Source organism: Staphylococcus pasteuri (assembly GCF_003970495.1).
GTDB classification, from domain to species: domain Bacteria; phylum Bacillota; class Bacilli; order Staphylococcales; family Staphylococcaceae; genus Staphylococcus; species Staphylococcus pasteuri.
On the sequence record NZ_RXWW01000033.1, the window covers coordinates 43,760 to 70,660 of the forward strand.

General features: G+C 31.3%; 21 protein-coding genes and 1 pseudogene. 18 read left to right on the forward strand and 4 right to left on the reverse strand.

What is annotated here, in order from left to right; genetic code table 11:
• The 5 genes and pseudogenes from CD121_RS04880 to CD121_RS04900 form a co-directional block, all read left to right on the forward strand.
• The coding region (locus CD121_RS04880; protein WP_143565112.1) for a catalase at positions 1–1,502 on the forward strand (1,502 nt) is incomplete at its 5' end.
• A 78-nt stretch (positions 1,503–1,580) separates the two neighbouring features.
• Positions 1,581–1,730, forward strand: coding sequence for a 50S ribosomal protein L33 (gene rpmG / locus CD121_RS04885; RefSeq protein ID WP_001831295.1), 150 nt, complete (start codon positions 1,581–1,583; stop codon positions 1,728–1,730).
• Positions 1,731–1,928: 198 nt separating this feature from the next.
• Entirely contained in the window at positions 1,929–2,198 is a 270-nt protein-coding gene (rpsN, locus tag CD121_RS04890; protein ID WP_017637355.1) for a 30S ribosomal protein S14, read from the forward strand.
• Between the two features lie 157 nt (positions 2,199–2,355).
• A complete protein-coding gene (gene guaC / locus CD121_RS04895; protein ID WP_017637356.1) occupies positions 2,356–3,333 on the forward strand; it encodes a GMP reductase in 978 nt (325 codons plus the stop codon).
• Positions 3,334–3,346: 13 nt separating this feature from the next.
• Positions 3,347–4,371: pseudogene (locus CD121_RS04900) on the forward strand (CAP domain-containing protein).
• A 191-nt stretch (positions 4,372–4,562) separates the two neighbouring features.
• Here the strand turns inward: CD121_RS04900 and lexA are convergent.
• Positions 4,563–5,186, reverse strand: a complete 624-nt coding sequence (gene lexA / locus CD121_RS04905; protein WP_017637358.1) for a transcriptional repressor LexA — start codon at positions 5,184–5,186, stop codon at positions 4,563–4,565.
• 143 nt (positions 5,187–5,329) lie between these two features.
• Between lexA and sosA the strand changes: the two genes are divergently transcribed.
• The 7 genes from sosA (at position 5,330) to sbcC (ending at position 13,484) form a co-directional block, all read left to right on the forward strand.
• Positions 5,330–5,563: a DNA damage-induced cell division inhibitor SosA gene (sosA, locus tag CD121_RS04910; protein WP_017637359.1), complete on the forward strand. Its 234-nt coding sequence runs from the start codon at positions 5,330–5,332 to the stop codon at positions 5,561–5,563.
• Between the two features lie 178 nt (positions 5,564–5,741).
• The gene (locus CD121_RS04915; RefSeq protein WP_126567536.1) at positions 5,742–5,975 is read left to right on the forward strand and encodes a DUF896 domain-containing protein; all 234 of its coding nucleotides are present in this window, start codon (positions 5,742–5,744) and stop codon (positions 5,973–5,975) included.
• A 133-nt stretch (positions 5,976–6,108) separates the two neighbouring features.
• Positions 6,109–8,097 carry a transketolase gene (gene tkt, locus CD121_RS04920; RefSeq protein ID WP_126567537.1) on the forward strand — a complete coding sequence of 663 codons (1,989 nt, stop codon included), beginning with the start codon at positions 6,109–6,111 and terminating at the stop codon, positions 8,095–8,097.
• Positions 8,098–8,310: 213 nt separating this feature from the next.
• Positions 8,311–8,553, forward strand: coding sequence for a YneF family protein (locus CD121_RS04925; RefSeq protein WP_029055399.1), 243 nt, complete (start codon positions 8,311–8,313; stop codon positions 8,551–8,553).
• 197 nt (positions 8,554–8,750) lie between these two features.
• Positions 8,751–9,218, forward strand: a complete 468-nt coding sequence (locus tag CD121_RS04930) for a CcdC family protein (protein WP_029055398.1) — start codon at positions 8,751–8,753, stop codon at positions 9,216–9,218.
• A 106-nt stretch (positions 9,219–9,324) separates the two neighbouring features.
• On the forward strand, positions 9,325–10,449 hold the full coding sequence (gene sbcD, locus CD121_RS04935) for an exonuclease subunit SbcD (RefSeq protein ID WP_126567538.1): 1,125 nt from the start codon (positions 9,325–9,327) through the stop codon (positions 10,447–10,449).
• A gap of 5 nt (positions 10,450–10,454) precedes the next feature.
• Entirely contained in the window at positions 10,455–13,484 is a 3,030-nt protein-coding gene (gene sbcC, locus CD121_RS04940; protein ID WP_126567539.1) for an exonuclease subunit SbcC, read from the forward strand.
• A gap of 76 nt (positions 13,485–13,560) precedes the next feature.
• Here sbcC and mscL read toward each other — a convergent pair whose 3' ends face one another.
• Positions 13,561–13,917 carry a large conductance mechanosensitive channel protein MscL gene (gene mscL, locus CD121_RS04945; RefSeq protein WP_017638422.1) on the reverse strand — a complete coding sequence of 119 codons (357 nt, stop codon included), beginning with the start codon at positions 13,915–13,917 and terminating at the stop codon, positions 13,561–13,563.
• Positions 13,918–14,125: 208 nt separating this feature from the next.
• Between mscL and CD121_RS04950 the strand changes: the two genes are divergently transcribed.
• The 3 genes from CD121_RS04950 to menI all read left to right on the forward strand — a co-directional run bounded on the left by CD121_RS04950 (position 14,126) and on the right by menI (position 19,330).
• On the forward strand, positions 14,126–15,766 hold the full coding sequence (locus CD121_RS04950; RefSeq protein WP_126567540.1) for a BCCT family transporter: 1,641 nt from the start codon (positions 14,126–14,128) through the stop codon (positions 15,764–15,766).
• A gap of 298 nt (positions 15,767–16,064) precedes the next feature.
• On the forward strand, positions 16,065–18,770 hold the full coding sequence (acnA, locus tag CD121_RS04955; RefSeq protein ID WP_029055394.1) for an aconitate hydratase AcnA: 2,706 nt from the start codon (positions 16,065–16,067) through the stop codon (positions 18,768–18,770).
• A gap of 92 nt (positions 18,771–18,862) precedes the next feature.
• On the forward strand, positions 18,863–19,330 hold the full coding sequence (gene menI / locus CD121_RS04960) for a 1,4-dihydroxy-2-naphthoyl-CoA hydrolase MenI (RefSeq protein ID WP_017638425.1): 468 nt from the start codon (positions 18,863–18,865) through the stop codon (positions 19,328–19,330).
• Between the two features lie 72 nt (positions 19,331–19,402).
• On the opposite strand, the gene CD121_RS04965 is transcribed toward menI, so the two are convergent.
• Together CD121_RS04965 and plsY are read right to left on the reverse strand one after the other, a co-directional pair.
• A complete protein-coding gene (locus tag CD121_RS04965; protein WP_126567541.1) occupies positions 19,403–19,699 on the reverse strand; it encodes a HesB/YadR/YfhF family protein in 297 nt (98 codons plus the stop codon).
• A gap of 284 nt (positions 19,700–19,983) precedes the next feature.
• Positions 19,984–20,592: a glycerol-3-phosphate 1-O-acyltransferase PlsY gene (plsY, locus tag CD121_RS04970; RefSeq protein ID WP_017638427.1), complete on the reverse strand. Its 609-nt coding sequence runs from the start codon at positions 20,590–20,592 to the stop codon at positions 19,984–19,986.
• A 208-nt stretch (positions 20,593–20,800) separates the two neighbouring features.
• Between plsY and parE the strand changes: the two genes are divergently transcribed.
• The 3 genes from parE to alsT all read left to right on the forward strand — a co-directional run bounded on the left by parE (position 20,801) and on the right by alsT (position 26,867).
• Positions 20,801–22,795, forward strand: a complete 1,995-nt coding sequence (gene parE / locus CD121_RS04975) for a DNA topoisomerase IV subunit B (RefSeq protein ID WP_070451427.1) — start codon at positions 20,801–20,803, stop codon at positions 22,793–22,795.
• On the forward strand, positions 22,792–25,197 hold the full coding sequence (gene parC / locus CD121_RS04980; protein WP_029055391.1) for a DNA topoisomerase IV subunit A: 2,406 nt from the start codon (positions 22,792–22,794) through the stop codon (positions 25,195–25,197). Before parE ends, parC begins: the two co-directional genes overlap by 4 nt.
• A gap of 203 nt (positions 25,198–25,400) precedes the next feature.
• A complete protein-coding gene (gene alsT / locus CD121_RS04985; protein WP_017638430.1) occupies positions 25,401–26,867 on the forward strand; it encodes a glutamine transporter AlsT in 1,467 nt (488 codons plus the stop codon).
• The last annotated feature ends 34 nt before the right edge of the window (positions 26,868–26,901 follow it).

Consider the following 26,901-nt stretch of genomic DNA (forward strand, 5'->3'; position numbering starts at 1 on the left):
GAAAATTAACAGGTTTATTTGGAGCACCTGTATCAGATAGAGAAAATAGCATGACAGCTGGCCCACGTGGACCATTAATGATGCAAGATATATACTTTTTAGAACAAATGTCTCACTTTGATCGTGAAGTTATTCCAGAAAGACGTATGCATGCAAAAGGATCAGGCGCATTTGGTACTTTTACTGTAACGAATGATATTACTAAATACACAAGTGCTAAAATCTTCTCAGAAGTAGGTAAACAAACTGAAATGTTCGCAAGATTTTCTACAGTTTCAGGAGAAAGAGGCGCAGCAGATGCTGAACGTGATATTCGTGGATTTGCTTTAAAATTCTACACTGAAGAAGGTAACTGGGATCTAGTAGGGAACAATACACCTGTATTCTTCTTTAGAGATCCTAAATTATTTGTAAGTTTAAACAGAGCAGTTAAAAGAGATCCTAGAACAAATATGAGAAGTGCACAAAATAACTGGGACTTTTGGACAGGATTACCTGAATCATTACATCAAGTTACAATTTTAATGTCTGATAGAGGTATTCCAAAAGATTTACGTCATATGCATGGTTTCGGTTCTCATACTTATTCAATGTATAACGATAAAGGCGAACGTGTATGGGTTAAATATCACTTCAGAAGTCAACAAGGTATTGAAAACTTATCTGATGATGAAGCGGCTAACATAATTGCTACAGATCGTGATTCATCTCAACGTGATTTATTTAATGCCATTGAAAATGGAGACTATCCTAAATGGAAAATGTATATCCAAGTGATGACTGAAGAACAAGCTAAAAATCATAAAGATAATCCATTCGATTTAACTAAAGTTTGGTACCACGGCGATTATCCTTTAATCGAAGTTGGAGAATTTGAACTTAACCGTAATCCTAATAACTATTTCCAAGATGTAGAACAAGCTGCATTTGCGCCAACTAACATTGTACCTGGTTTAGACTTCTCGCCAGATAAAATGTTACAAGGACGTTTATTCTCTTATGGAGATGCTCAACGCTATAGATTAGGCGTAAACCATTGGCAAATTCCTGTTAACCAACCTAAAGGTGTAGGCATTGAAAACTTATGTCCATTTAGTCGTGACGGTCAAATGCGTATCTTAGACGATAACCAAGGTGGTGGACCTCACTACTATCCAAATAATCAAGGCGTATATGATTCTCAACCAGAATTCAAAAAGCCTGCTTTCCCTGTAGACGGTGATGGTTATGAATATAATCAAAGACAAGATGATGATAATTACTTCGAACAACCTGGTAAATTATTTAGATTACAATCTGATGAAGCGAAAGAGCGTATCTTTACAAATACAGCGAATGCTATGGATGGTGTAACTGAAGATGTGAAACGTCGTCATATCCGTCATTGTTATAAAGCTGACCCTGATTATGGTAAAGGTGTAGCGAAAGCATTAGGCATTGATATAAATACAGTTGATTTAGAAGGCGAACAAGACGAAACTTACGAAAATTTTAATAAATAAAATTGAAGATTGCGCACAAAACAAATTTATGATAAAATTTTAAATCGTAAGTATTCCTAATTAGAAAGGGTGTTTAACGTGCGCGTAAATATCACATTAGCATGCACAGAGTGTGGCGATCGTAACTATATCACTACAAAAAATAAAAGAAATAATCCTGAGCGTATTGAAATGAAAAAATACTGCCCTAGATTAAATAAATATACGTTACATCGTGAAACTAAATAAATCTTATCTTTCAAATACGACAATTTGAAATGGCTTAAGGGACCTTTTTCTTTAGGAAAAGGTCTCTTTTTTTACGAGTAAATGTCATTTTTAAACAGAAATATGTTTGTTATAGAACTTTTAGATTTGCAAATTGAGATAATCGTGTTAATATATAAAACGAAATTATTACGATTTATAAAAAGAGAGGTAATGGAAATGGCTAAAAAATCTAAGATTGCAAAAGAACAAAAAAGACAAGAACTAGTAGATAAATATTTTGAATTAAGAAAAGAATTGAAAGCTAAAGGTGATTATGAAGCATTAAAAAAATTACCACGTGATTCTTCACCAACACGTTTAACTCGCAGATGTAAAGTGACAGGAAGACCAAGAGGCGTATTACGTAAATTTGAAATGTCACGAATTGCTTTTAGAGAACACGCACATAAAGGTCAAATACCAGGTGTTAAAAAATCTAGTTGGTAAAACTAGTCCTAAAGTCCATTTACAAGAACAATAAAACAATGTACAGTTAATAAGGATAATGAATTTCTGAATAAAACAACTGATAAAACTATGATTATTCGGATTTTAGCTATTTATCCTAATATTATTGTTTTTAAAAAGGGGCTATTTAATTAATATGAAAATATTTGATTATGAAGACATACAACTAATACCAAACAAATGTATTGTTGAAAGTAGATCAGAATGCGATACATCGATAAAATTTGGTCCTCGTACCTTTAAACTTCCAGTAGTACCAGCTAATATGCAAACAGTAATGAATGAAGAATTAGCTCAATGGTTTGCTGAAAATGATTATTTTTATATCATGCACCGTTTTAATGAAGCAGCTAGAATTCCGTTTATCAATAAAATGCAACAAAATAATCTATTTGCATCCATATCAGTTGGCGTAAAGAAATCAGAATTTGACTTTATTGAGCAATTATCAAATGAAAATTTAACACCCGAGTATATTACTATTGATATCGCTCATGGTCATTCAGATTCGGTAATTAATATGATTAAACACATCAAAACGAACCTACCTAATTCTTTTGTTATAGCAGGAAACGTAGGAACACCTGAAGGCGTAAGAGAATTAGAAAATGCTGGTGCTGATGCTACAAAAGTTGGTATCGGTCCGGGACGTGTATGTATTACAAAAATAAAAACTGGATTTGGTACAGGTGGTTGGCAATTATCTGCACTTAATTTATGTAGTAAAGCAGCTAGAAAACCTATCATAGCAGATGGCGGATTACGTACACACGGTGATATCGCTAAGTCTATTCGATTTGGTGCTTCTATGGTAATGATAGGATCACTATTTGCAGCACATGAAGAATCTCCTGGAGAAACTGTTGAATTAGAAGGTAAGCGATATAAAGAATATTTTGGTAGTGCGTCAGAATTCCAAAAAGGTGAACATAAAAATGTTGAAGGTAAAAAAATGTTTGTTGAACATAAAGGTTCATTAAAAGACACTTTAAAAGAGATGCAACAAGATTTACAAAGTTCTATTTCTTATGCAGGTGGCAAAGATTTGAAATCTCTTCGAACAGTGGATTATGTCATTGTTAGAAATTCAATTTTTAATGGGGATAGAGATTAATATCATACGGTAGGTGGCTAAAATTAAAAGATTTCTAGTATTTTTTATATTCTTCTTGTGTCTCGTTATTTTCTTACCATTAAATGAGTTCAAATTTACAGAGCATTTACAACAAGAAGTTAGAGAGCAAGTTGATCAATGGGCATATGGTAATTCAAATGAAGAAGACTTAAGCTTAGATGTTCCTGACAAACAAGAATTTGCGATTAATAATATTCAAATGAATATGACAAAAAAAGACGTTGAGGATAAATTAGGTAAAGAAAAACGCATAACTTCCAATGAATACGGTACACATTGGTATACGTATTATGATAATGATTATAATCAATTCATAATGATTAGTTATATTAAAAATCGTGTCAATGGCATGTATACGAATCAAAATTTAATATCTTCACAGTCTAAAATTAAATATGCTACACCTAAAAAGGCAGTTCGAGATCGTTTAGGTAAACCTATAGAAGAAATAAGTAAAGGTAACAAACGTTTTGAAGTTAAAAATGACGAGTACGATATTTTCCATAAAAATCACATTTACACAACAGTATTTTACGATAAACATGAAAAAAATGGCGTAACAGCTTTATATCAAGTGAGTGAAGCTATGGAAAATAGATTACAAGAACAATATGGTGCACCTTCCAAATCATTAGAAAAGAGTTTTGAATTACAAAATTTTGACATCGTAAATGCTGAACGTAAACAACATCAATTACCAACTTTAAAATATTCAGCTTCAGTTTCTAATACTGCTAGAAAGCATAGTCAAGATATGGCGGACAATAACTACTTTGATCATACAGATTTAAAAGGAAAATCACCTTTTGATCGTTTGAAAGATGATCATCATGATTTTAGTTCTGCTGGTGAAAATTTAGCGTATGACAACAAAGTAGTATATTTGCACATGAAGGATTAATGAATTCATTAGGTCATCGAAAAAATATTTTAAATGATAGCTTTTCTACTTTAGGCGTAGGTGTTGATTTTAATGATCGTCGACAACCGTATTGGACAGAAAATTATACTGGTTAATCGTTTAGAGTTAATCATCTTTGGGTAATAATTAGTTGTAAGGAAGTAGATAGAATGTCAACTAAATCAAAACAACAACCTGATATCTTAGATAAAGTAAAAGAAGTTTTAAAAAAGAATCAAAATAAAAAGGATTAGGCAATCGCCTAATCCTTTTATTATTTATAGGGGGTTATGAGCATAAAATATGATTACATTTCTCTATATAAACCGATAACTTTACCAACTACTATGACATTGTCTAAATAAATTGGATCCATTGTGCTATTTTCAGGTTGCAATCTATAACGATTTTTTTCTTTGTAGAATCGTTTAACTGTAGCCTCATCATCTTCTGTCATAGCAACAATAATATCTCCATTTTCAGCAATTGTTTGACTACGAACAATTACTTTATCTCCATCTAGAATACCTGCTTCAATCATACTATCACCTACAACATTTAATATGAAAATATCACTGTTATGTGTAGATGTTAAATGTTCGGGTAGTGGGAAATACTCTTCAATATTTTCGACTGCTGTAATTGGAATTCCGGCCGTTACTTTACCTATAACAGGAACGTGAATCGTTTCTTCCATATTAATATTGTCGCCTAATTGTTCGCTAACAATTTCAATTGCTCTTGGTTTAGTAGGGTCTCGTCTAATGTAACCTTTTTCTTCTAATCTTGATAAATGACCATGAACAGTCGAACTCGAAGCTAATCCTACAGCCTCTCCGATTTCTCGAACACTCGGTGGATACCCTTTTGATTGAACAATATGTTTAATGTAATCATATATTTCACTTTGTCTTTTCGTTAACTCTCTCATATATAGGCACTCCCTAATTTTATTTGATTATATTATAGCATCTACATAAACAAAAAACAAACGTTTGTTCGTTAAAGTGTTGACATGGAACATCTGTTCTGTTAAATTAATAATACAAACAAACGTTCTAGGAGTGAGATGCAATGTTAACAAAACAAACAAAAACATTTTTAACTTATATATCAGTATTTTTAATATCTTGTCTTATTTTTCTAGTATTTTTCTTAAGCGTTAACCAAAATGAGCATTCAGAACAAACGTACGAAATGACAGACCATGAAATACATCAAAACGTTAATCATAATACTAATCAATCTTTAAATAAACAAGATGATAGCGAACAAAATTCAGGATCAGTGTTCGCATCAATTAACTAATATCACATTTAATAGTTTATGTGAGCGTAACGATTTGGTTACGCTCCTTTTTTTGTTATATTTTACAAAAGGTATATACACAGAATAAATCCATTTTACTTATTGAAATAATATGTAGTAGGTTATTTTCTAACAAATTATCAATTTAAACGATTAACAAACGAAAGTAGGAGCTAAAATGTCTAATAATTTAAATATTGATAGAATTAATGAATTAGCTAAAAAGAAAAAAGAAAAAGGTTTGACCAATGAAGAAGCAAAAGAACAATCTAAATTAAGAAAACAGTATCTTGATTCATTTAGAAAAGGGTTCAAACAACAACTTAAAAGTACTAAGGTCATTGATCCTGAGGGAAATGATGTTACTCCTGAGAAATTAAAACAAATTCAACGACAAAATAAAGAAAAATAGAATGCTAATTACTGAATTTTAAATATAGATTAATATGGAAAATTAAAAATTTTTCAGATTTTTCTTTATGAATTTATATTAAAATAAGTTATAATTGGCATTAAGTATTATTATTAGAAGGGAAGAATATATAATGTTCAATAAAGAAGATCAATTAGCAATCGATACAATTCGTGCATTAAGTATCGATACAATAGAAAAGGCCAATTCAGGTCACCCAGGTTTACCAATGGGAGCAGCACCAATGGCTTACACACTATGGACAAGACACCTAAATTTCAACCCACAATCTAAAGACTATTTCAATAGAGACAGATTTGTATTATCTGCAGGTCATGGTTCTGCTTTATTATATAGTTTATTACACGTTTCTGGTAGTTTAGAAATGGATGAACTAAAACAATTTAGACAATGGGATTCTAAAACTCCAGGTCACCCTGAATTCAGACACACTGATGGTGTAGAAGTGACAACAGGACCTCTTGGTCAAGGATTTGCAATGTCAGTCGGAATGGCTTTAGCTGAAAGTCATTTAGCTGGTAAATTTAACAAAGATAACTATAATGTTGTAGATCATTATACTTATGTTCTAGCTTCTGATGGGGATTTAATGGAAGGTATTTCTCATGAGGCTGCATCATTTGCAGGTCATAATCAATTAGATAAATTAATCGTATTATATGATTCAAATGATATTTCATTAGATGGAGATTTAGATAAAGCATTCTCTGAAAATACTAAATCTCGTTTCGAATCATATGGTTGGAACTACATTTTTGTTAAAGATGGTAATGATTTAGAAGAAATTGATAATGCAATTAATAAAGCTAAATCTCAGCAAGGTCCAACAATCATTGAAGTTAAAACTGTAATTGGTTATGGCGCGCCTAATAAATCAGGTACAAATGGCGTTCATGGTGCTCCTCTAGGCGACGAAGAACGTAAATTAACTTTAGAAGCTTATGGATTAGACCCTGAAAAGAGATTTAATGTACCACAAGAAGTTTACGACATTTTCAATTCAACAATGTTAAAACGTGCTAATGAAAATGAAGAAAATTGGAAAAATAAAGTTGAAGAGTATAGTAAAGCTTATCCTGAATTAGCGGAAGAATTTAAATTAGCTGTAAGTGGTAAATTACCTCAAGATTACAGAGAAGCTTTACCTAAATTTGATGCAGATCATAATGCAGCTTCACGTGCAGATTCTGGTGAAGTTATTCAAGCGTTAAGTAAACATGTACCTTCATTCTTTGGTGGTTCAGCTGACTTAGCTGGTTCAAATAAATCAAATGTTAAAGAAGCTAAAGATTATGATAAAAATAATCGTGACGGTAAAAACATTTGGTTTGGTGTTCGTGAATTTGGAATGGGCGCTGCTGTTAATGGTATGGCTGCACATGGAGGTTTACATCCATATGGTGCAACATTCTTCGTATTCAGTGACTACCTAAAACCAGCTTTACGTTTATCTGCAATTATGGGATTAAATTCAACATTTGTATTTACACACGATTCAATCGCAGTTGGTGAAGATGGTCCAACACACGAACCAATTGAACAATTAGCTGGATTACGTGCAATTCCAAATATGAATGTGATTCGTCCTGCTGACGGTAATGAAACTAGAGTGGCTTGGGAAGTTGCATTAGAATCAGAAGGCACTCCAACATCATTATTACTTACACGTCAAAATTTACCTACTTTAGATGTTTCTGAAGAAACTGTTGAAGAAGGTGTACGTAAAGGTGCATATATTGTATATGAATCTAAAGAAACTCCAGAATACCTATTATTAGCAACTGGTTCTGAAGTAAGCTTAGCAGTAGAGGCTGCAAAAGACTTAGATGCTCAAGGTAAAGGTGTTAGAGTTGTTTCTATGCCAAACTGGTTCGCTTTCGAACAACAATCTGAAGAATATAAAGAGTCTGTTATTCCTTCAAATATTACTAAACGTGTTGCTATTGAAATGGCTTCACCACTTGGTTGGCATAAATATGTTGGAACACAAGGTAAAGTTATTGGTATAGATAGCTTCGGTGCAAGTGCTCCTGGCGATTTAGTAGTTGAAAAATATGGATTTACTAAAGAAAATGTTTTAAACCAAATTCGTGAATTTTAGTTAATCAATAATTTAAACTCAAATAAACTGCTAGTTAAGCTTATGCGAAACTAGCAGTTTTTAAATGTTAACTTTAATATTCAAAAGTACATTTAATATATATTGAAAATTTGTTATTATTTTTGATGTGCGTTATTTTAAGATACAAATTTGTCTTGAAATAAATATTTGAATCTAGTAAAATTCATTAGGATAAAGAAAGTGGGTGAAACAATGGCAATTTGGTTAGCAATTATTTTAATTATAATAGCATTAATCGCAGGTTTAGCTGGTGGTTTCTTCTTAGCAAGAAAATATATGATGGATTATTTGAAAAAAAACCCACCTATTAATGAAGAAATGCTACGTATGATGATGATGCAAATGGGTCAAAAACCTTCTCAAAAGAAAATCAATCAAATGATGACTATGATGAACAAAAATATGGACCAAGGCATGAAAGGTCAAAAGAAATAAGATAAATATTAGTGGGGATTAAGTCAATGTTAACGTTGATTTAATCCCTTTTTTTATGGAGAATGAGAAAACAAGTTAATTTATAAAATAGCTAGAATTTATTAATTTAAAAACTATGAAAATGACTTGATTTAATGATATACTAACACGTGATTAAAAAGAGTATTAAAGTTTAGAATATATGAGAAGGTGTAAGCGTGGCATATTTAGTATTTTCTATAGTAGTTGCATTCTTTATGGGTGCAATTGTTATTGTGATTCGAATGAAGGCACAAAAATTCCCAGTTAATGAAAAGAAAATTATATTGCCTCCATTTTTTATGGCAACAGGTGCTCTAATGTATGTAGTACCATATTTTAGATTGACTGGTACCGAGATTTTAGAGTCACTTATTTTAGGTGTACTTTTCTCAACAGTGTTAATTTGGACATCTAGATTTGAAGTTAAAGGTAGCGAAATTTATATGAAACGATCAAAAGCGTTTCCGATTATCTTAATTTCTCTATTAGTTATCCGTACTGTTCTAAAAATCTTTATTAGTAACGAAATCGATCCAGGTGAGATAGCGGGTATGTTTTTCTTATTAGCATTTTGTATGATAGTACCATGGAGATTAGCAATGTATTATCAGTATAAAAAAGTAAAAAAATCAATTGTTCATTAAATATATTATAGCCACTTATCTTTAGAGATGAGTGGTTTTTTACTTGATATATAGATTAAAAAATTATAAAATAGTTGCGAACAAACGTTCTATTTGGAGGTAAAAAATGAAAATAATTCATACAGCAGATTGGCATTTAGGGCGAATTTTGAATGGTAAGCAATTGTTAGAGGACCAAAGGTATGTATTAGAACAGTTTATAAAGAAAATGAAAGATGAAGAACCTGATGTCATCGTTATTGCAGGAGATTTATATGATACTACTTATCCAGGTAAAGAAACGATAAAACTATTTGAAGAAACAATTTCACAACTTAATATTGAAATGAAAATACCAGTAGTTATGATAAGTGGAAACCATGATGGAAAAGAACGTTTGAATTACGGGGCAAATTGGTTTGAACATAGTAACTTATATATTAGAACAAAATTAGAAAGTATGATTGAGCCTATAAATATTAAGGGAGTTAATTTTTATACATTACCATTTGCGACAGTAACAGAAGTGCAACACTTTTTTAAAGATGAAACAATTCAAACACATCAACAAGCACTTGATAAATGTATAATGTATATGTCAAAAACGCTAGATAAGAGTAGCATTAATGTTTTAATTGGTCATTTAACTGTCCAAGGTGGCAAAACATCAGATTCTGAAAGACCATTAACTATTGGAACTGTAGAGACAGTGGAAAAAAGATCGTTTGATATATTTGATTTTGTACTATTAGGTCACCTACATCATCCATTTAGTATTAATGAAGATAGAATTAAATACAGTGGTTCACTTTTGCAATATTCATTTTCTGAAGTTGGACAACCTAAAGGTTATCGTGTTGTTAAATTTAATAATAAAGAAAATATAAATGATTATTTCGTTCCAATAGAACCAATGAGAAAGTTAGAAATAGTAGTTGGAGATTACGAAGATGTTATTCAAGAAAAGGTAGATATTACTAATAAAAATAATTACATACATTTTAGATTGAAAAATATGTCTCATATATCAGATCCAATTATCAATTTGAAACAAATTTATCCCAATACACTGGCATTAACTAATGAGACATTTGAATATTATGATGCAATCGAACAAATTGAAATAAAACAGGAAAGTGATATTTCGATTATAAATAAATTTTATGAAAACATAACCAATGAACAACTGAGTGATATTCAAGAAAAGAAAATTAATCAAATTATTAATAATTTGATGAGAAAGGAAGATTAATTAAATTGAAACCTGCTAAGTTAACTTTAACTAATTTTGGACCTTTCTTAAATGAAACAATAGATTTTCATAAAATAGATCAAAATCAATTATTTTTGATAAGTGGTAAGACCGGTTCTGGTAAAACAATGATATTTGATGCCATAGTATATGCGTTATATGGGGAAGCTTCAACTAAAAATAGAAAAGAAAGTGATTTAAGAAGTCATTTTGCTGATGGTAATTCAGCCATGCAAGTTACTTTTGAATTTGAACTAAATAACAAAATCTTTAAAATAGTTCGAACTGGACCTTATATTAAAGAAGGAAATACAACTAAAACACCAGCAAAGCTAAATGTTTTTGAATACAATGATAATGAATTTGATTTACGTGAAAGTATGGTGAGTGCTGGAAATCAATTTATTATTGATTTAATTGGCGTTAACGCTGAACAATTTAGACAATTATTTATATTACCACAAGGTGAATTTAAAAAATTCTTATTATCTAATAGTAAAGAAAAGCAAGGTATATTAAGAACTCTTTTTAATAGTGAAAGATTTGAACAAATTGAAAAAGCTTTGAGTGAAGATGTTAAAAATGAAAAAAAACAAATTGAAGATAGATATAAGAATATTGAAAGATTATGGAATGATATCAACACCTTTGACAGTGAAAGCCTTGAAGAATTAAAAACGATTAATGTTCAGCAAACTGAAAAATTAATAGATGCATTGCCAAAATTCAATGAATTCGGTAAAAAATTGGCTCAAAGTAAATATGAAGATAAAAATATTTTAGAGAACAAGATTTCAAAGATTGAACATAATTTGAATGAAAATAAAGAGCTGGAATCAAATTTAAAAGAATTAGAGAAAAACAAAAATCAATTTAATCAATTAAAAGAACAAGAAGAAAGCATCAATAAACAAAAGGAAAAGCTAAATAAAATCAACGAAATTAAACCTTTATCACAATTGCTTGATAGAAAAAATGAAACAAACAAAAAATTAAAACAAATAGAAAATTCTGTTGAAACATCTAAACAATCAATTAAACAGTTAAATCAAGAACAAGAGGACTATCAATACCAATTAAAAAATTTAACTGAAAGTGAAGAATCAATAAACAAAGAAAAAGCATATTTAGAAAAAACACATACTTTCTATGTTAATTTATCTAAATATGATTCAAGTTATAAAGATAAGGAAAAACTTTCATCTAAATTGGAAAAATTAAAAGAAAAGAAAGAGCAAGTCGAAAAAGAATTCTATCAATTAAAAGATTCTATTGATTCGAAAGACGTTGACTACGATGTAGTTGAACAATTATCTCAAGATATTTTCAAAATAGAAAAAAATATTGAAACAACTGAAAAGCAATTGGAAGAAGTAAAAACCAAAGAAAATCTAAATTCCAGAATTAATGAAATAAAAGATTCTAATGAGAAAACGGACAATGAAATTGAAAAATTAACCAATGCGATAGCTGATATCAATCAAAATGAAATTAATTTAAACAATAAAGAAACGTTAGTAGAACAATTACAGCAAGTTGTTTCAATAGGAGATACTTGCCCAGTTTGTGGTAATGAAATCACTTCTTTAGATCAACATATTGACTTCGAAAGCATTAATGAAAAGCAAAGGTTATTAAAGTCGTTACAAGAAGAATTAAATGAGCATAAAATAAACAAAGCTAAATTTGAAAATTCAATTAATCACCTTACTGAACAATTAAAAAATATTAATGTAGATGAAAAATCAATTCTCAATATAGATAAACTTAATACTCAACTTAGAGAAAAACAGGAAGAAAAAGTAAGACATCAAAAAGAAAATGACCGTATCTTATCAACAAATAAAAAAATTGAACAAAAAAAACAAGAAATATATGAAATAGAAAATGAAATAAAAGATACAAATGCAAAAATTGAACAATGTGAAATTAGAATTAATGATTTTGAAACGACATCTCAATTTACTAACATTAAAGAGTTTAAATTGTACTATGAACAATTAAAAAATAATGTTACTGAATATGAACAACTAACCGAGAAGTATAAACATGCCATGAGTGATATTTCTCAAAAACTAAGTATTGAAGAAAACAATGTTAAGCATCATACCACTTCATTAAATGAAAGCCAAGATGAACTTAAACGAACTCAAAAAGAAATTGAAAATGAAATGAATAGATTAAGTTTATCTTCAATAGAACAAATCCAAAGCATTATAGAAATCGTTAATGAAAAGGAATCAATCGAGAAAGAAATTAATGATTTTAATAAACAATTGCATATGTATGAAGTAGAAATAAATAGGCTAACGAAGCTAGTTTCAGATAGAAATTTGGAAGATATCGATAAAATACAAGAAAATCTATCAAAGACAAAAGAACAATTGAATCAATTAAATAATGAGATAGCAACGCTAGAGTATCAAATCAAATTAAATGAACAAAAAGGAAATGAAGTTGAATCTAATATAAATTACTTGAATAAAGAGTTAAAAGAACAACAAGATATCTTTAATCTGTCTGAAATTTTGTCAGGTAAAAATAGTCAAAAGTTAACCTTAGAAAATTACGTTCTTGTATATTATTTAGAAAAAATCATCGCTCAAGCTAATATTCGTCTTGCAACTATGAGCGGTCAAAGATATCAGTTACAAAGAAGAGCAGCTTTATCACAAGGGTTTAGTGGTCTTGAAATTGACGTATTTGATTTTTACTCAAATAAATCTAGACATATAAGTTCGTTATCAGGAGGGGAAACGTTCCAAGCGTCATTAGCTTTAGCATTAGGTTTAAGTGAGATTGTACAACAAGAATCTGGAGGAATTTCATTACAATCTATGTTTATTGATGAAGGATTCGGTACTTTAGATCAAGAAACACTTGAAACAGCACTTGATACATTAGTTAATTTGAAATCTACAGGAAGAATGGTAGGAATCATATCTCATGTAAGTGAATTGAAACAACGAATACCACTCATTTTAGAAGTGACATCTAATCAATACCAAAGCACAACACAATTTAAATGGAATTAATAATCATAAAGTAATAAAAAAAACGATTTATCAACTTCTATAAATTAGGTTGATAAATCGTTTTAATTAATAATTATTAATTTTTTTCTCGTAATAAATCTCTGATTTCTGTTAAAAGAACAGTGTTTGCTTCTAATTCTTCTTCTGGTTCTTCTTTTCTCATTAATGTATTTGCGATTTTCACAAAGATAAATAATGCAAAAGCTATGATTATAAAATCAATTATTGATTGTATGAATAAACCATATTTAATTCCCCAGAAAGCCCAGTCCTCTGCGAAATTGACAGAACCAAATATTTTACCAATTAATGGCATAATAATGTATTGGACTAATGCAGTGATTATTTTATTAAATGCAGCGCCCATAACTACGGCTACAGCTAAATCTAATACATTGCCTTTTAATGCAAACTCTTTAAACTCTTTAAGCATATAAAAAAATCCTTTCATAACAATATAATCGTCATTATACATCATATAATTAATTTAGAAAATAGTAATTTTAATCAAATTTGATTCTAATATGGAGCTTTGTTATCCTATAGTAGTGTTTTAGTAAAGTTAATTGTTTTAAGATAAAAAAATAATAATTTAATTTTACTAGTTTGAAAATTTAATAATAAGAAGGGAGTAATTAATTATGAATTCTTCTTCTGAAGAAAAAAATGGTAAGAAGATTTCTCCGGTGTTTATCTACAGTGCCATTGTCGCAGCAATTGTTGTGTTAATTGGTGCCATTTTCCCATCTCAATTTGACACGGTTACTAATGAAGTCAAAATGTGGATTACTGATAAACTAGGTTGGTATTACCTAATATTAACTACAGTTATTGTTTTCTTCTGTATTTTCCTAATCTTTAGCCCTATAGGGAAACTTAAGTTAGGTAAACCAAATGATAAACCAGAATTTAAGACAATTTCTTGGTTTGCAATGTTATTCAGTGCAGGAATGGGTATTGGTTTAGTTTTCTATGGTGCAGCTGAACCTATGTCACACTTTGCTTCACCACCTGATGCTGATCCAAAGACTACTGAAGCATATACAGAAGCGTTACGTTCTACATTCTTCCATTGGGGATTCCACGCATGGGCAGTATATGGTGTAGTAGCATTAGCACTTGCATATTCTCAATTCCGTAAAGGTGAACCTGGTTTACTTTCAAGAACGCTAAGACCACTTTTAGGAGATAAAGTAGAAGGACCTATTGGAACATTTATTGATGTTTTATCAGTATTTGCTACTTTAGTAGGTGTAGCTGTATCACTAGGTATGGGCGCATTACAAATTAATGGTGGTTTAAGTTACTTATTCGGAATTCCAAATACAACTTGGGTTCAAGCAATTATTATCGTTGTTGTAACGATATTATTTATCGCTAGTGCTTGGTCAGGTTTAAGTAAAGGTATTCAGTATTTAAGTAATTTAAATATTGGTTTAGGTGCCATATTAATGATTATTACATTAATCATTGGACCAACTGTATTAATCCTTAATATGATGACAAGTTCAACAGGTAGCTTGTTAAATACATTCTTATTCAATAGCTTTGACACTGCAGCATTAAATGGTCAAAAACGTGAATGGATGTCAACATGGACATTATACTATTGGGGCTGGTGGTTAAGTTGGAGCCCATTCGTTGGTGTATTTATTGCCAGAGTTTCAAAAGGACGCTCAATCAGAGAATTTATTTCAGGTGTACTATTAGTACCAGCAATTGTAAGTTTCATCTGGTTTAGTGTATTCGGTGTTCTTGGTATTGAAACAGGTAAAAAACATCCAAAATTATTTGATATGACTCCAGAAACACAATTATTTGGTGTATTCCACCACGTTCCGTTAGGTATAGTGTTATCATTCATAGCACTTATTTTAATTGCTTCATTCTTTATCACATCAGCTGACTCTGCAACATTCGTTTTAGGTATGCAGACAACATTTGGTTCATTAAATCCAAACAGTGCAGTTAAAGTAACTTGGGGAATTGCTCAAGCACTTATTGCATTCGTTCTATTATTAGCTGGTGGCGGAGATGGAACAAAAGCACTCAACGCGATTCAGAGTGCCGCCATTATTAGTGCGTTCCCATTCTCCTTTGTCGTCATACTGATGATGATAAGCTTTTACAAAGATGCCAACAAAGAACGTAAATTCTTAGGCTTAACATTAACGCCTAATAAACACAGATTAGAAGAGTACGTTAAATATCAACAAGAAGATTATGAATCTGATATTTTAGAAAAACGTGAATCAAGAAGAAACCGTGAAAGAGAAGAATAATTCAATAATTAATTCTTTTAGAAATGAGTGAAGATACTACCGGCTCTATATAGGGCTGGTAGTATCTTTTTATCTATAAAAAATGAAAACTAATACTTGCGATTGATAACCATTCTCAATTAATAAAATTTACTTATTGCACTAACGTCTTATGATAAGTTTTGCTTATACTACCTGATTAAAAATGCGAAATGAAAATCGACGTCTTTCTACTCTTATATAGTTGTTTTCGAAAACATATAATAATACAATTTAAATAAGGCATATAAAATATAAAGATTTTCAAGGGGGATATCAAATGGCTTCTAATTTTAAAGAAACAGCAAAGAAACAATTTGATTTAAATGGCCAATCATACACATACTATGATTTGAAATCATTAGAAGAACAAGGTTTAACTAAAATTTCTAAATTACCTTATTCAATTCGTGTATTATTAGAATCTGTATTACGTCAGGAAGATGATTTTGTAATCACTGACGATCACATTAAAAAGTTAGCAGAATTCGGTAAAAAAGATAATGAAGGTGAAGTACCTTTCAAACCATCTCGTGTTATTTTACAAGACTTCACTGGTGTACCAGCAGTAGTTGACTTAGCGTCTTTACGTAAAGCAATGAATGATGTTGGTGGAGATATTAACAAAATCAACCCAGAAGTACCAGTAGATTTAGTTATTGACCACTCTGTACAAGTAGATAGCTACGCTAACCCAGACGCATTAGAACGTAATATGAAATTAGAATTCGAAAGAAACTATGAACGTTATCAATTCTTAAACTGGGCAACTAAAGCATTTGACAATTATAATGCTGTACCACCTGCAACTGGTATCGTTCACCAAGTAAACTTAGAATATTTAGCGAATGTTGTTCATGTTCGTGACGTTGAAGGTGAACAAACTGCTTTCCCTGATACATTAGTTGGTACTGACTCTCATACAACAATGATTAACGGTATTGGTGTATTAGGTTGGGGTGTCGGCGGTATTGAAGCCGAAGCAGGTATGTTAGGACAACCTTCTTACTTCCCAATTCCAGAAGTAATTGGTGTTAGATTAAGTAATGAATTACCTCAAGGTTCTACTGCAACTGACTTAGCTTTACGTGTAACTGAAGAGTTACGTAAACGCGGTGTAGTAGGTAAATTCGTAGAGTTCTTCGGTCCTGGTGTAACAAACTTACCATTAGCTGACCGTGCTACAATCGCTAACATGGCGCCAGAATACGGTGCAACATGTGGTTTCTTCCCAGTTGACGAAGAATCACTTAAATATATGAAATTAACTGGCCGTAAAGCTGATCATATTGAACTTGTTAAAGAATATTTACAACAAAATAATATGTTCTTCCAAGTTGAAAATGAAGACCCAGAATATACTGAAGTAATTGACTTAGACTTATCTACAGTACAAGCTTCATTATCTGGTCCAAAACGTCCACAAGATTTAATTTTCTTAAGTGACATGAAAACTGAATTTGAAAAATCAGTTACAGCACCAGCTGGCAACCAAGGTCATGGTCTAGATGAAAGTGAATTTGATAAACAAGCAAATATCAGTTTCAATGATGGTAGAACAGCTACTATGAAAACTGGTGATATAGCAATTGCAGCTATCACTTCATGTACAAACACTTCAAACCCTTACGTTATGTTAGGTGCAGGTCTTGTAGCTAAAAAAGCTATCGAAAAAGGTTTAAAAGTACCTGAATACGTTAAAACATCATTAGCTCCAGGTTCTAAAGTTGTTACAGGTTATTTAAGAGATTCTGGATTACAAGAATATCTTGATGATTTAGGTTTCAACTTAGTTGGTTATGGTTGTACAACATGTATCGGTAACTCTGGTCCATTATTACCAGAAATCGAAAAAGCTGTTGCTGACGAAGATTTATTAGTAACATCTGTACTTTCAGGTAACCGTAACTTTGAAGGTCGTATCCATCCATTAGTTAAAGCTAACTACTTAGCTTCACCACAATTGGTTGTTGCTTATGCTTTAGCTGGAACTGTAGATATTGACTTAGAAAATGAAGCTATTGGTAAAGGTAAAGATGGCGAAGATGTTTACCTTAAAGATATCTGGCCAAGTATTAAAGAAGTTGCTGACACAGTTGATAGTGTAGTAACACCAGAATTATTCTTAGAAGAATATGCAAATGTTTATGAAAATAATGAAATGTGGAATGAAATCGATGTAACAGATGCACCACTATATGATTTCGATCCAAATTCAACATATATTCAAAATCCATCATTCTTCCAAGGATTATCTAAAGAACCAGGAACAATTGAACCATTAAAAGACTTACGTATTATGGGTAAATTTGGAGATTCAGTAACAACTGACCATATTTCTCCAGCAGGTGCAATCGGTAAAGATACACCAGCAGGTAAGTATTTAATAGACCACAATGTTCCAATTAGAGAATTCAACTCTTACGGTTCTAGACGTGGTAACCACGAAGTAATGGTACGTGGTACATTCGCTAATATCCGTATTAAAAACCAATTAGCTCCAGGTACTGAAGGTGGCTTTACAACTTATTGGCCTACAGACGAAGTTATGCCTATTTATGATGCTGCTATGAAGTATAAAGAAAATGGCACTGGCTTAGCTGTATTAGCTGGTAACGACTATGGTATGGGATCTTCACGTGACTGGGCTGCTAAAGGTACAAACTTATTAGGAGTTAAAACAGTTATCGCTCAAAGTTATGAACGTATTCACCGTTCAAACTTAGTTATGATGGGTGTACTTCCATTACAATTTAAACAAGGTGAATCAGCTGATTCTCTTGGTTTAGAAGGTAAAGAAGAAATTTCAGTAGATATCGATGAAAATGTAAAACCTCATGATTTAGTTACAGTTCATGCTAAAAAAGAAAACGGAGAAGTTGTTGATTTCGAAGCAATGGTTCGTTTTGACTCATTAGTTGAATTAGACTACTATCGTCATGGTGGTATCTTACAAATGGTATTAAGAAATAAATTAGCTCAATAATAAAAATGAACTGTGCTAACGTTTAGGTTAGCACAGTTTTTTTATGCTAAAATACATATGTAATGTATAAGTTAAGGAAGGATTGGAATTCAATGATTTATAGTTTGACTGAAATTGAACCAAGATATCAAGAAACAGATAAAATGGGTGTGATTTATCACGGTAATTACGCAACATGGTTTGAAGTTGCCCGTACAGATTATATTGGGAAATTAGGATTTAATTATGCTGATATGGAAAAGCAAGGAATCATTTCTCCAGTTACCGACTTAAATATTAAATATAAAAAATCTATTTTTTATCCTGAAAAAGTAACGATTAAGACATGGGTAGAAAAGTACTCAAGGTTACGTTCAATATATCGTTATGAATTATTTAACGAACAAGGTGAACTAGCTACAACAGGTTACACTGAATTGATTTGTATGAAAGCTGATACATTTAAACCTATTAGATTGGATCGTTATTTTGCTGATTGGCACGAAGTATATAGTAAAGTTGAAGCTTTAAATAAAGAAGGTATAGATGAAGAAGTAACAAATGGTATCGATCATTTGTAATTAAATTAGCATCAGAAAATGAAAATAGCCTAACATTGCTCACTTTAGTGGCATTGTTAGGCTGTTTTTAAATTACTTTTTACTGTAAGAAATTTCATCTTCATGATCAACTGCATCTACTACAATATGATCATCTTCAAAATACCATAAATCTTTCTCAGCGATGACTAAAGTGAGTCCGTCAAATTCTTCTTCATATGCCACTTCTACATCGGCTTTATTTTCAACATTAAATGCAGGGCTAAACCCTTGTTTTAATTGGAATTCTCCACCAAAACGTACAAAAAAGTGTAATACTTTGTCATCTTGAGGTAAGTCAAACTCATCTTTAAACCACTGAACTGCTGGTTGGGTAAGCTCGATTTTCATAAATAGTTCCTCCATATTAATTATCCATATTTTTTAGGGGTTAAATTGTGAATTTTATTGATAGTAGAATTATAGCATAGCTTAATATCCTAATATAATTATTTTAACTTAATGAGTTATAAGCCACTATCAAAGACTAAAGGTATATCAAACTATATAAAACTCACCAATAACATCATCATAAATCAAAACATTTAACAAAATAAAAAGCACTCAGTGTGATATAAATTTCATATATCATACTAAATGCTTTGTATTGACTATTAAGTTTTAGATTTTATTATTTACATCCATGTTATCTTAGGCTCTTCACCTTTAAAGATTCTAACAATATTTGTTTTATGACGTATGATTAATATAATGGCAACTATTGCGCCTACTGCTAGTAATATATAGTCCTGAATGATGAGAGAACCAATAACACAACAAATAGCTGCAATGATGCTTGATAAGGACACATATTTAAATAATTTTAATACAGCGAAGAAAATAACTGCTAAAATTAATAAAAGAATAGGATTAACGCCTAAAACTACCCCAGCACTCGTTGCAACAGCTTTACCACCTTTGAATCCTAAATAAATTGGATATACATGACCCACAATAGCAAATAATCCTACGATCAGGCCATGGGTAAAGAATGTACTTATAGGTCCATCTGCATGTACAGGTAACCATATAGGGAAGAAAACAGTTATGAATCCTTTAAAGATATCTAAGAATGTAACTACAAAACCTGCTGGTCTTCCTAATACTCTGAAACTGTTTGTTGCTCCAGTGTTGCCACTACCAAATTGTCTTATATCCTTTTTAAAGAATAACTTTCCAATAACTAAACCACTTGGAAAAGCTCCTATAAGATAACTTAGTATTAACATGACGACAATCATCATAAAATACACATCCTTTAATAACTTAGCACTATTTTACCATATCCATCTCATATTAGAACAATAAAAATTACATTTTGAATATGAATAATCAGTAAAATAAACTGTTTTATCAAGATGACACTTGCAATTTATTCTGATTTATATAAGAATAACTATTGTATAGTTTTAAAAACGAACGTACGTTTGTAGGAGGGCGAAATCATTGGCAATGAATAAACAAAATCATTATTCAGATGATTCTATTCAAGTTTTAGAAGGTCTTGAAGCAGTTAGAAAAAGACCGGGGATGTATATAGGATCAACTGATAAACGTGGATTGCATCATCTAGTATATGAAGTTGTCGATAACTCCGTCGATGAAGTATTAAATGGTTATGGGGATGAAATAACAGTTATCCTTAACCAAGATGATAGTATTTCTATAGAAGATAACGGTCGTGGAATGCCTACTGGTATCCATGCATCAGGAAAACCAACTGTGCAAGTTATTTTTACGATTTTACATGCTGGAGGTAAGTTCGGCCAAGGTGGCTATAAAACATCTGGTGGATTACATGGTGTTGGTGCCTCAGTAGTAAATGCACTTAGTGAATGGTTAGAAGTTGAGATTCATAGAGACGGAAATATTTATAAACAAAGATTTAAAGATGGCGGCGTGCCAGCAACAGGTTTACTAAAAGAAGGAAAGACAAAGAAAACAGGTACTAAGGTTACATTTAAACCAGATCCTGAAATTTTCAAAGCAACAACATCATTTAATTTTGATGTTCTAAGTGAGCGATTACAAGAATCTGCTTTTCTATTAAAGAACTTAAAGATTAAATTAATCGATTTACGTCGTGGTAAAGAAAGAGAAGAATTTTACCACTATGAAGAAGGGATTAAAGAATTTGTAAGTTATGTCAATGAAGGTAAAGAAGTACTTCATGACGTTACGACTTTTACAGGAACATCTAACGGTATAGAAGTAGATGTTGCATTTCAATATAATGACCAATATTCAGAAAGTATATTAAGTTTTGTAAATAATGTACGTACTAAAGATGGTGGTACACATGAAGTTGGTTTTAAAACAGCGATGACACGTGTGTTCAATGATTACGCTAGACGCATTAATGAATTAAAAGAAAAAGATAAAAACTTAGACGGTAATGACATACGTGAAGGATTAACAGCTATAGTATCTGTAAGAATTCCTGAAGAGTTACTACAGTTTGAAGGTCAAACTAAATCTAAATTAGGAACGTCAGAAGCTAGAAGTGCTGTAGATTCAGTTGTATCCGAGAAATTACCATTTTACCTTGAAGAAAAAGGTCAATTATCTAAGTCACTTGTTAAAAAAGCAATTAAAGCACAACAGGCTAGAGAAGCAGCTCGTAAAGCACGAGAAGATGCACGTTCTGGTAAAAAGAATAAACGAAAAGATACACTTTTATCTGGTAAATTAACACCTGCTCAAAGTAAAAACACAGAAAAAAATGAACTTTATCTTGTTGAGGGTGATTCAGCAGGTGGTTCAGCTAAACTTGGACGTGATCGTAAGTTCCAAGCGATTCTGCCATTACGAGGTAAAGTTATTAATACTGAAAAGGCTCGTTTAGAAGACATTTTCAAAAACGAAGAAATTAATACGATTATTCATACTATAGGTGCAGGTGTCGGTAATGAATTTAAAATTGAAGACAGTAATTATAGTCGAATTATTATTATGACCGATGCTGATACAGATGGTGCACATATTCAAGTACTGTTACTAACTTTCTTCTTTAAATATATGAAACCATTAGTACAAGCAGGTCGAGTATTTATCGCATTACCACCACTTTACAAATTAGAAAAAGGTAAAGGTAAATCTAAAAAAGTGGAATATGCTTGGACAGATGATGAATTAGATAAATTACAAAAGCAACTTGGTAAAGGTTTCACATTACAAAGATATAAAGGTTTAGGTGAAATGAATCCTGAACAATTATGGGAAACAACTATGAATCCTGATACTCGTACTTTAATACGTGTTCAAGTTGAAGATGAAGTGCGTTCTTCAAAACGTGTTACAACGTTAATGGGTGATAAAGTAGCACCACGTAGAGAATGGATTGAAAGTCATGTTGAGTTTGGTATGCAGGAAGATTCAAGCATTTTAGATAATACAGAAGTTCAGATATTAGAAAGTGAAAACTATGAGGAGGATGAAACGATTTGAGTGAGATAATTCAAGATCTATCACTTGAAGATGTAATTGGAGACCGTTTTGGAAGATATAGTAAATATATTATCCAGGAACGTGCTTTGCCTGACGTTCGAGACGGACTAAAACCAGTACAGCGTCGTATTTTATATGCGATGTATTCAAGTGGTAATACATTCGATAAAAATTTCCGTAAAAGTGCCAAAACTGTCGGGGATGTCATCGGACAGTATCATCCTCATGGTGATTCTTCAGTATATGATGCCATGGTTCGTTTAAGCCAAGATTGGAAATTAAGACATGTTTTAATAGAAATGCATGGTAATAACGGTAGTATCGATAATGACCCTCCTGCAGCAATGCGTTATACAGAAGCAAAATTAAGTCAATTATCTGAAGAACTATTAAGAGATATTAATAAAGAAACAGTTTCTTTTATACCAAACTATGATGATACAACACTTGAACCTATGGTATTACCTGCAAGATTTCCTAATTTATTAATTAATGGTTCTACAGGTATTTCAGCAGGTTATGCTACTGATATCCCACCACATAATTTAGGTGAAGTGATTCAAGCAACATTAAAATATATTGATAATCCAGATATTACTGTGAGTCAATTGATGAAATACATGAAGGGTCCAGACTTCCCAACAGGTGGTATTATTCAAGGTATTGATGGTATTAAAAAAGCATACGAAACTGGTAAAGGTAAAGTTGTTGTACGTTCCAAAGTAGATGAAGAAACATTACGTAATGGACGTAAAGAACTTATCGTGACTGAAATACCATATGAGGTGAATAAAAGTAATCTCGTTAAACGTATTGATGAATTACGTGCTGATAAAAAAGTTGATGGTATTGTTGAAGTTAGAGATGAGACTGATAGAACTGGTTTACGTATTGCAATAGAACTTAAAAAAGACGTGAATAGTGAAGCAATTAAAAATTTCCTATTCAAAAATTCAGACCTTCAAATATCTTATAACTTTAATATGGTTGCAATCAGTGATGGTAGACCTAAATTAATGGGTATTAAACAAATCATTGATAGTTATATTAACCATCAAATAGAAGTCGTGGCTAACAGAACTAAGTTTGATTTAGAACATGCTGAAAAACGTATGCATATCGTTGAAGGTTTAATGAAAGCTTTATCTATTTTAGATGAAGTGATTGCCTTAATTCGTAATTCTAAAAATAAAAAAGATGCTAAAGATAATTTAGTTGCTGAATATGACTTTACTGAAGCTCAGGCAGAAGCCATCGTTATGTTACAACTTTATCGTTTAACTAACACAGATATCGTTGCTTTAGAACAAGAGCACGATGAGTTATCTAATTTAATTAAAGATTTACGTCATATTTTAGATGATCACGATGCATTATTGAATGTTATCAAAAATGAATTAACAGAAATTAGAAAGAATTTTAAAACTGATCGTTTATCAACAATTGAAGCGGAAATTTCTGAAATTAAAATTGATAAAGAAGTGATGGTGCCTAGTGAAGATGTAGTATTAAGTTTAACTAGACATGGTTATATTAAACGTACATCTACACGTAGCTTTAATGCTAGCGGCGTTTCTGAAGTCGGTTTGAAAGATGGCGATAGTTTATTAAAATACCTTGATGTAAATACACAAGATACAGCGCTTGTATTTACGAATAAAGGTAGATACTTGTTTATTCCAGTTCATAAACTAGCTGATATCCGATGGAAAGAATTAGGTCAACACGTATCTCAAATTGTTTCTATTGATGAAGATGAACAAGTTATTGACGTATTTAATGAAAAAGACTTCAAAGAACAACAAGCATTCTATATTATGGCTACTCGTAACGGTATGATTAAGAAAAGTACTGTACCGTTGTTTAAAACAACACGATATAATAAACCATTAATTGCCATGAAAGTAAAAGATCAAGATGAGGTAATTAATGTATTACGTGTTGAAGAAGATCAACTTATTACTGTTATTACACATAAAGGAATGTCATTAACATACTCTACAAACGAATTATCTGATACAGGCTTACGTGCGGCTGGTGTGAAATCTATTAATTTAAAAGATGAAGACTACGTTATTATGACGCAAACAATCACTAATAAAGAATCTATCCTTATGGCTACACAACGTGGTGCTGTTAAACATATTGGATTTAAAGTATTACAAGAAGCGAAACGAGCACAACGAGGTATTACCTTACTTAAAGAATTGAAAAAAGCACCACATCGTATCGTGGCAGCAGATGTTGTTCGTTCTGACAATACAACATATACTTTATATTCAGCTAAAGACCAAGAAACTAATGATATCGCTTCAGTTCATAAATCAGAACAATATACTAATGGTTCATTTATAGTAGATGTAGATGATTTCGGAGAAGTTGAAGGAATGTACTTACAATAAAAGTATATGCAACACATGCATAAGATGATAAAATAAAATATAATAATCACAATTAAATCATTCAAGAGGTTTATATTCTCAATTGAACTGTCTATTTTAGTATTTGTTATTTGATACATTGCTTAATTAGACTTTCATATGCCAATATGAATCTCTTGATATTTTTAAGATATGAATTTTATTTATAGATGAGAGGGATTTATTTGAAAGATTTTGATAGTTTAATTCCTGGTTGGTTTAAAGATTTTGTACAAGTAGGTAACGACTTAATTTGGTCTCAGTATCTAATTGGATTGTTACTTACAGCAGGATTCTTTTTCACTATCAGTTCTAAGTTTGTACAACTACGAATGTTACCAGAAATGTTTAGAGCGTTGGTCGAGAAACCAGAAACATTAGAAAGTGGTAAAAAAGGTATTTCACCGTTCCAAGCATTTGCGATTAGTGCAGGTTCAAGAGTAGGTACTGGAAATATTGCCGGTGTTGCTACAGCAATTGTACTTGGTGGTCCTGGTGCGGTATTTTGGATGTGGATTATTGCATTTATAGGTGCGGCAAGTGCTTTTATGGAAGCTACTTTAGCTCAGGTTTATAAAGTTCATGATAAAGATGGTGGTTTCCGTGGTGGACCAGCTTATTACATAACTAAAGGTTTAAACCAAAAATGGCTTGGTATTGTGTTTGCGATATTAATTACAGTTACCTTCGCATTTGTATTTAATACAGTGCAATCTAATACGATTGCGGAATCATTAAATACTCAATATCATATTAGTCCAGTGATTACAGGAATAGTATTAGCAGTTGTAACAGCCATTATTATTTTTGGTGGGGTTAGAAGTATTGCTACTTTATCATCATTAATTGTTCCAATTATGGCTATCATATATATTGGTATGGTTTTAGTTATCTTGTTATTAAACTTAGACCAAATTGTTCCAATGATTGGTACAATTATTAAAAGTGCTTTTGGTTTTGAACAAGTAACTGGTGGTGCAGTTGGTGCTGCTATTTTACAAGGGATTAAACGTGGTTTATTCTCAAACGAAGCAGGTATGGGTTCAGCACCTAACGCAGCTGCAACAGCAGCAGTCCCTCATCCAGTAAAACAAGGTTTAATTCAATCATTAGGTGTTTTCTTTGATACAATGCTAGTATGTACAGCTACAGCAATAATGATTTTATTATATTCAGGTTTAAAATTTGGAGAAAACGCTCCTCAAGGTGTTGCAGTTACTCAATCAGCTTTAAATGAACATTTAGGTTCAGCTGGTGGTATTTTCTTAACAGTGGCAATAACATTATTCGCATTTTCTTCAGTTGTAGGTAACTACTATTATGGTCAATCTAACATTGAGTATTTATCTAATAACAAAACAATTATTTTCATCTTTAGATGTTTAGTAGTTGTGCTTGTATTTATTGGTGCGGTTGCTAAAACTGAAACAGTTTGGAGTACAGCCGATTTATTCATGGGCTTAATGGCCATAGTGAATATTGTCTCCATTATTGGACTTTCCAATATTGCATTTGCAGTAATGAAAGATTACCAAGTACAACGTAAAGCAGGTAAAAAGCCTGTATTCAAACCAGAGAATCTTGAAATTAATTTATTTGGTATTGAATCTTGGGGAATTAATGCAAACAAATCAAATAAAGATTTAAAATAAATGATTAGCTTGAGTGTCGTAAGGATACTCAAGC

What these genes read in the sequence shown, in the direction of transcription:
- guaC (WP_017637356.1), top strand. Translation starts at nt 2,356, where the DNA reads ATGAAAATATTTGATTATGAAGACATACAACTAATACCAAACAAATGT.
- rpsN (WP_017637355.1), top strand. Translation starts at nt 1,929, where the DNA reads ATGGCTAAAAAATCTAAGATTGCAAAAGAACAAAAAAGACAAGAACTA.
- plsY (WP_017638427.1), bottom strand. Translation starts at nt 20,592, where the DNA reads ATGATGATTGTCGTCATGTTAATACTAAGTTATCTTATAGGAGCTTTT.
- tkt (WP_126567537.1), top strand. Translation starts at nt 6,109, where the DNA reads ATGTTCAATAAAGAAGATCAATTAGCAATCGATACAATTCGTGCATTA.
- sbcD (WP_126567538.1), top strand. Translation starts at nt 9,325, where the DNA reads ATGAAAATAATTCATACAGCAGATTGGCATTTAGGGCGAATTTTGAAT.
- menI (WP_017638425.1), top strand. Translation starts at nt 18,863, where the DNA reads ATGATTTATAGTTTGACTGAAATTGAACCAAGATATCAAGAAACAGAT.
- CD121_RS04950 (WP_126567540.1), top strand. Translation starts at nt 14,126, where the DNA reads ATGAATTCTTCTTCTGAAGAAAAAAATGGTAAGAAGATTTCTCCGGTG.
- CD121_RS04915 (WP_126567536.1), top strand. Translation starts at nt 5,742, where the DNA reads ATGTCTAATAATTTAAATATTGATAGAATTAATGAATTAGCTAAAAAG.
- lexA (WP_017637358.1), bottom strand. Translation starts at nt 5,186, where the DNA reads ATGAGAGAGTTAACGAAAAGACAAAGTGAAATATATGATTACATTAAA.
- mscL (WP_017638422.1), bottom strand. Translation starts at nt 13,917, where the DNA reads ATGCTTAAAGAGTTTAAAGAGTTTGCATTAAAAGGCAATGTATTAGAT.
- sosA (WP_017637359.1), top strand. Translation starts at nt 5,330, where the DNA reads ATGTTAACAAAACAAACAAAAACATTTTTAACTTATATATCAGTATTT.
- parE (WP_070451427.1), top strand. Translation starts at nt 20,801, where the DNA reads ATGAATAAACAAAATCATTATTCAGATGATTCTATTCAAGTTTTAGAA.
- acnA (WP_029055394.1), top strand. Translation starts at nt 16,065, where the DNA reads ATGGCTTCTAATTTTAAAGAAACAGCAAAGAAACAATTTGATTTAAAT.
- CD121_RS04965 (WP_126567541.1), bottom strand. Translation starts at nt 19,699, where the DNA reads ATGAAAATCGAGCTTACCCAACCAGCAGTTCAGTGGTTTAAAGATGAG.
- CD121_RS04925 (WP_029055399.1), top strand. Translation starts at nt 8,311, where the DNA reads ATGGCAATTTGGTTAGCAATTATTTTAATTATAATAGCATTAATCGCA.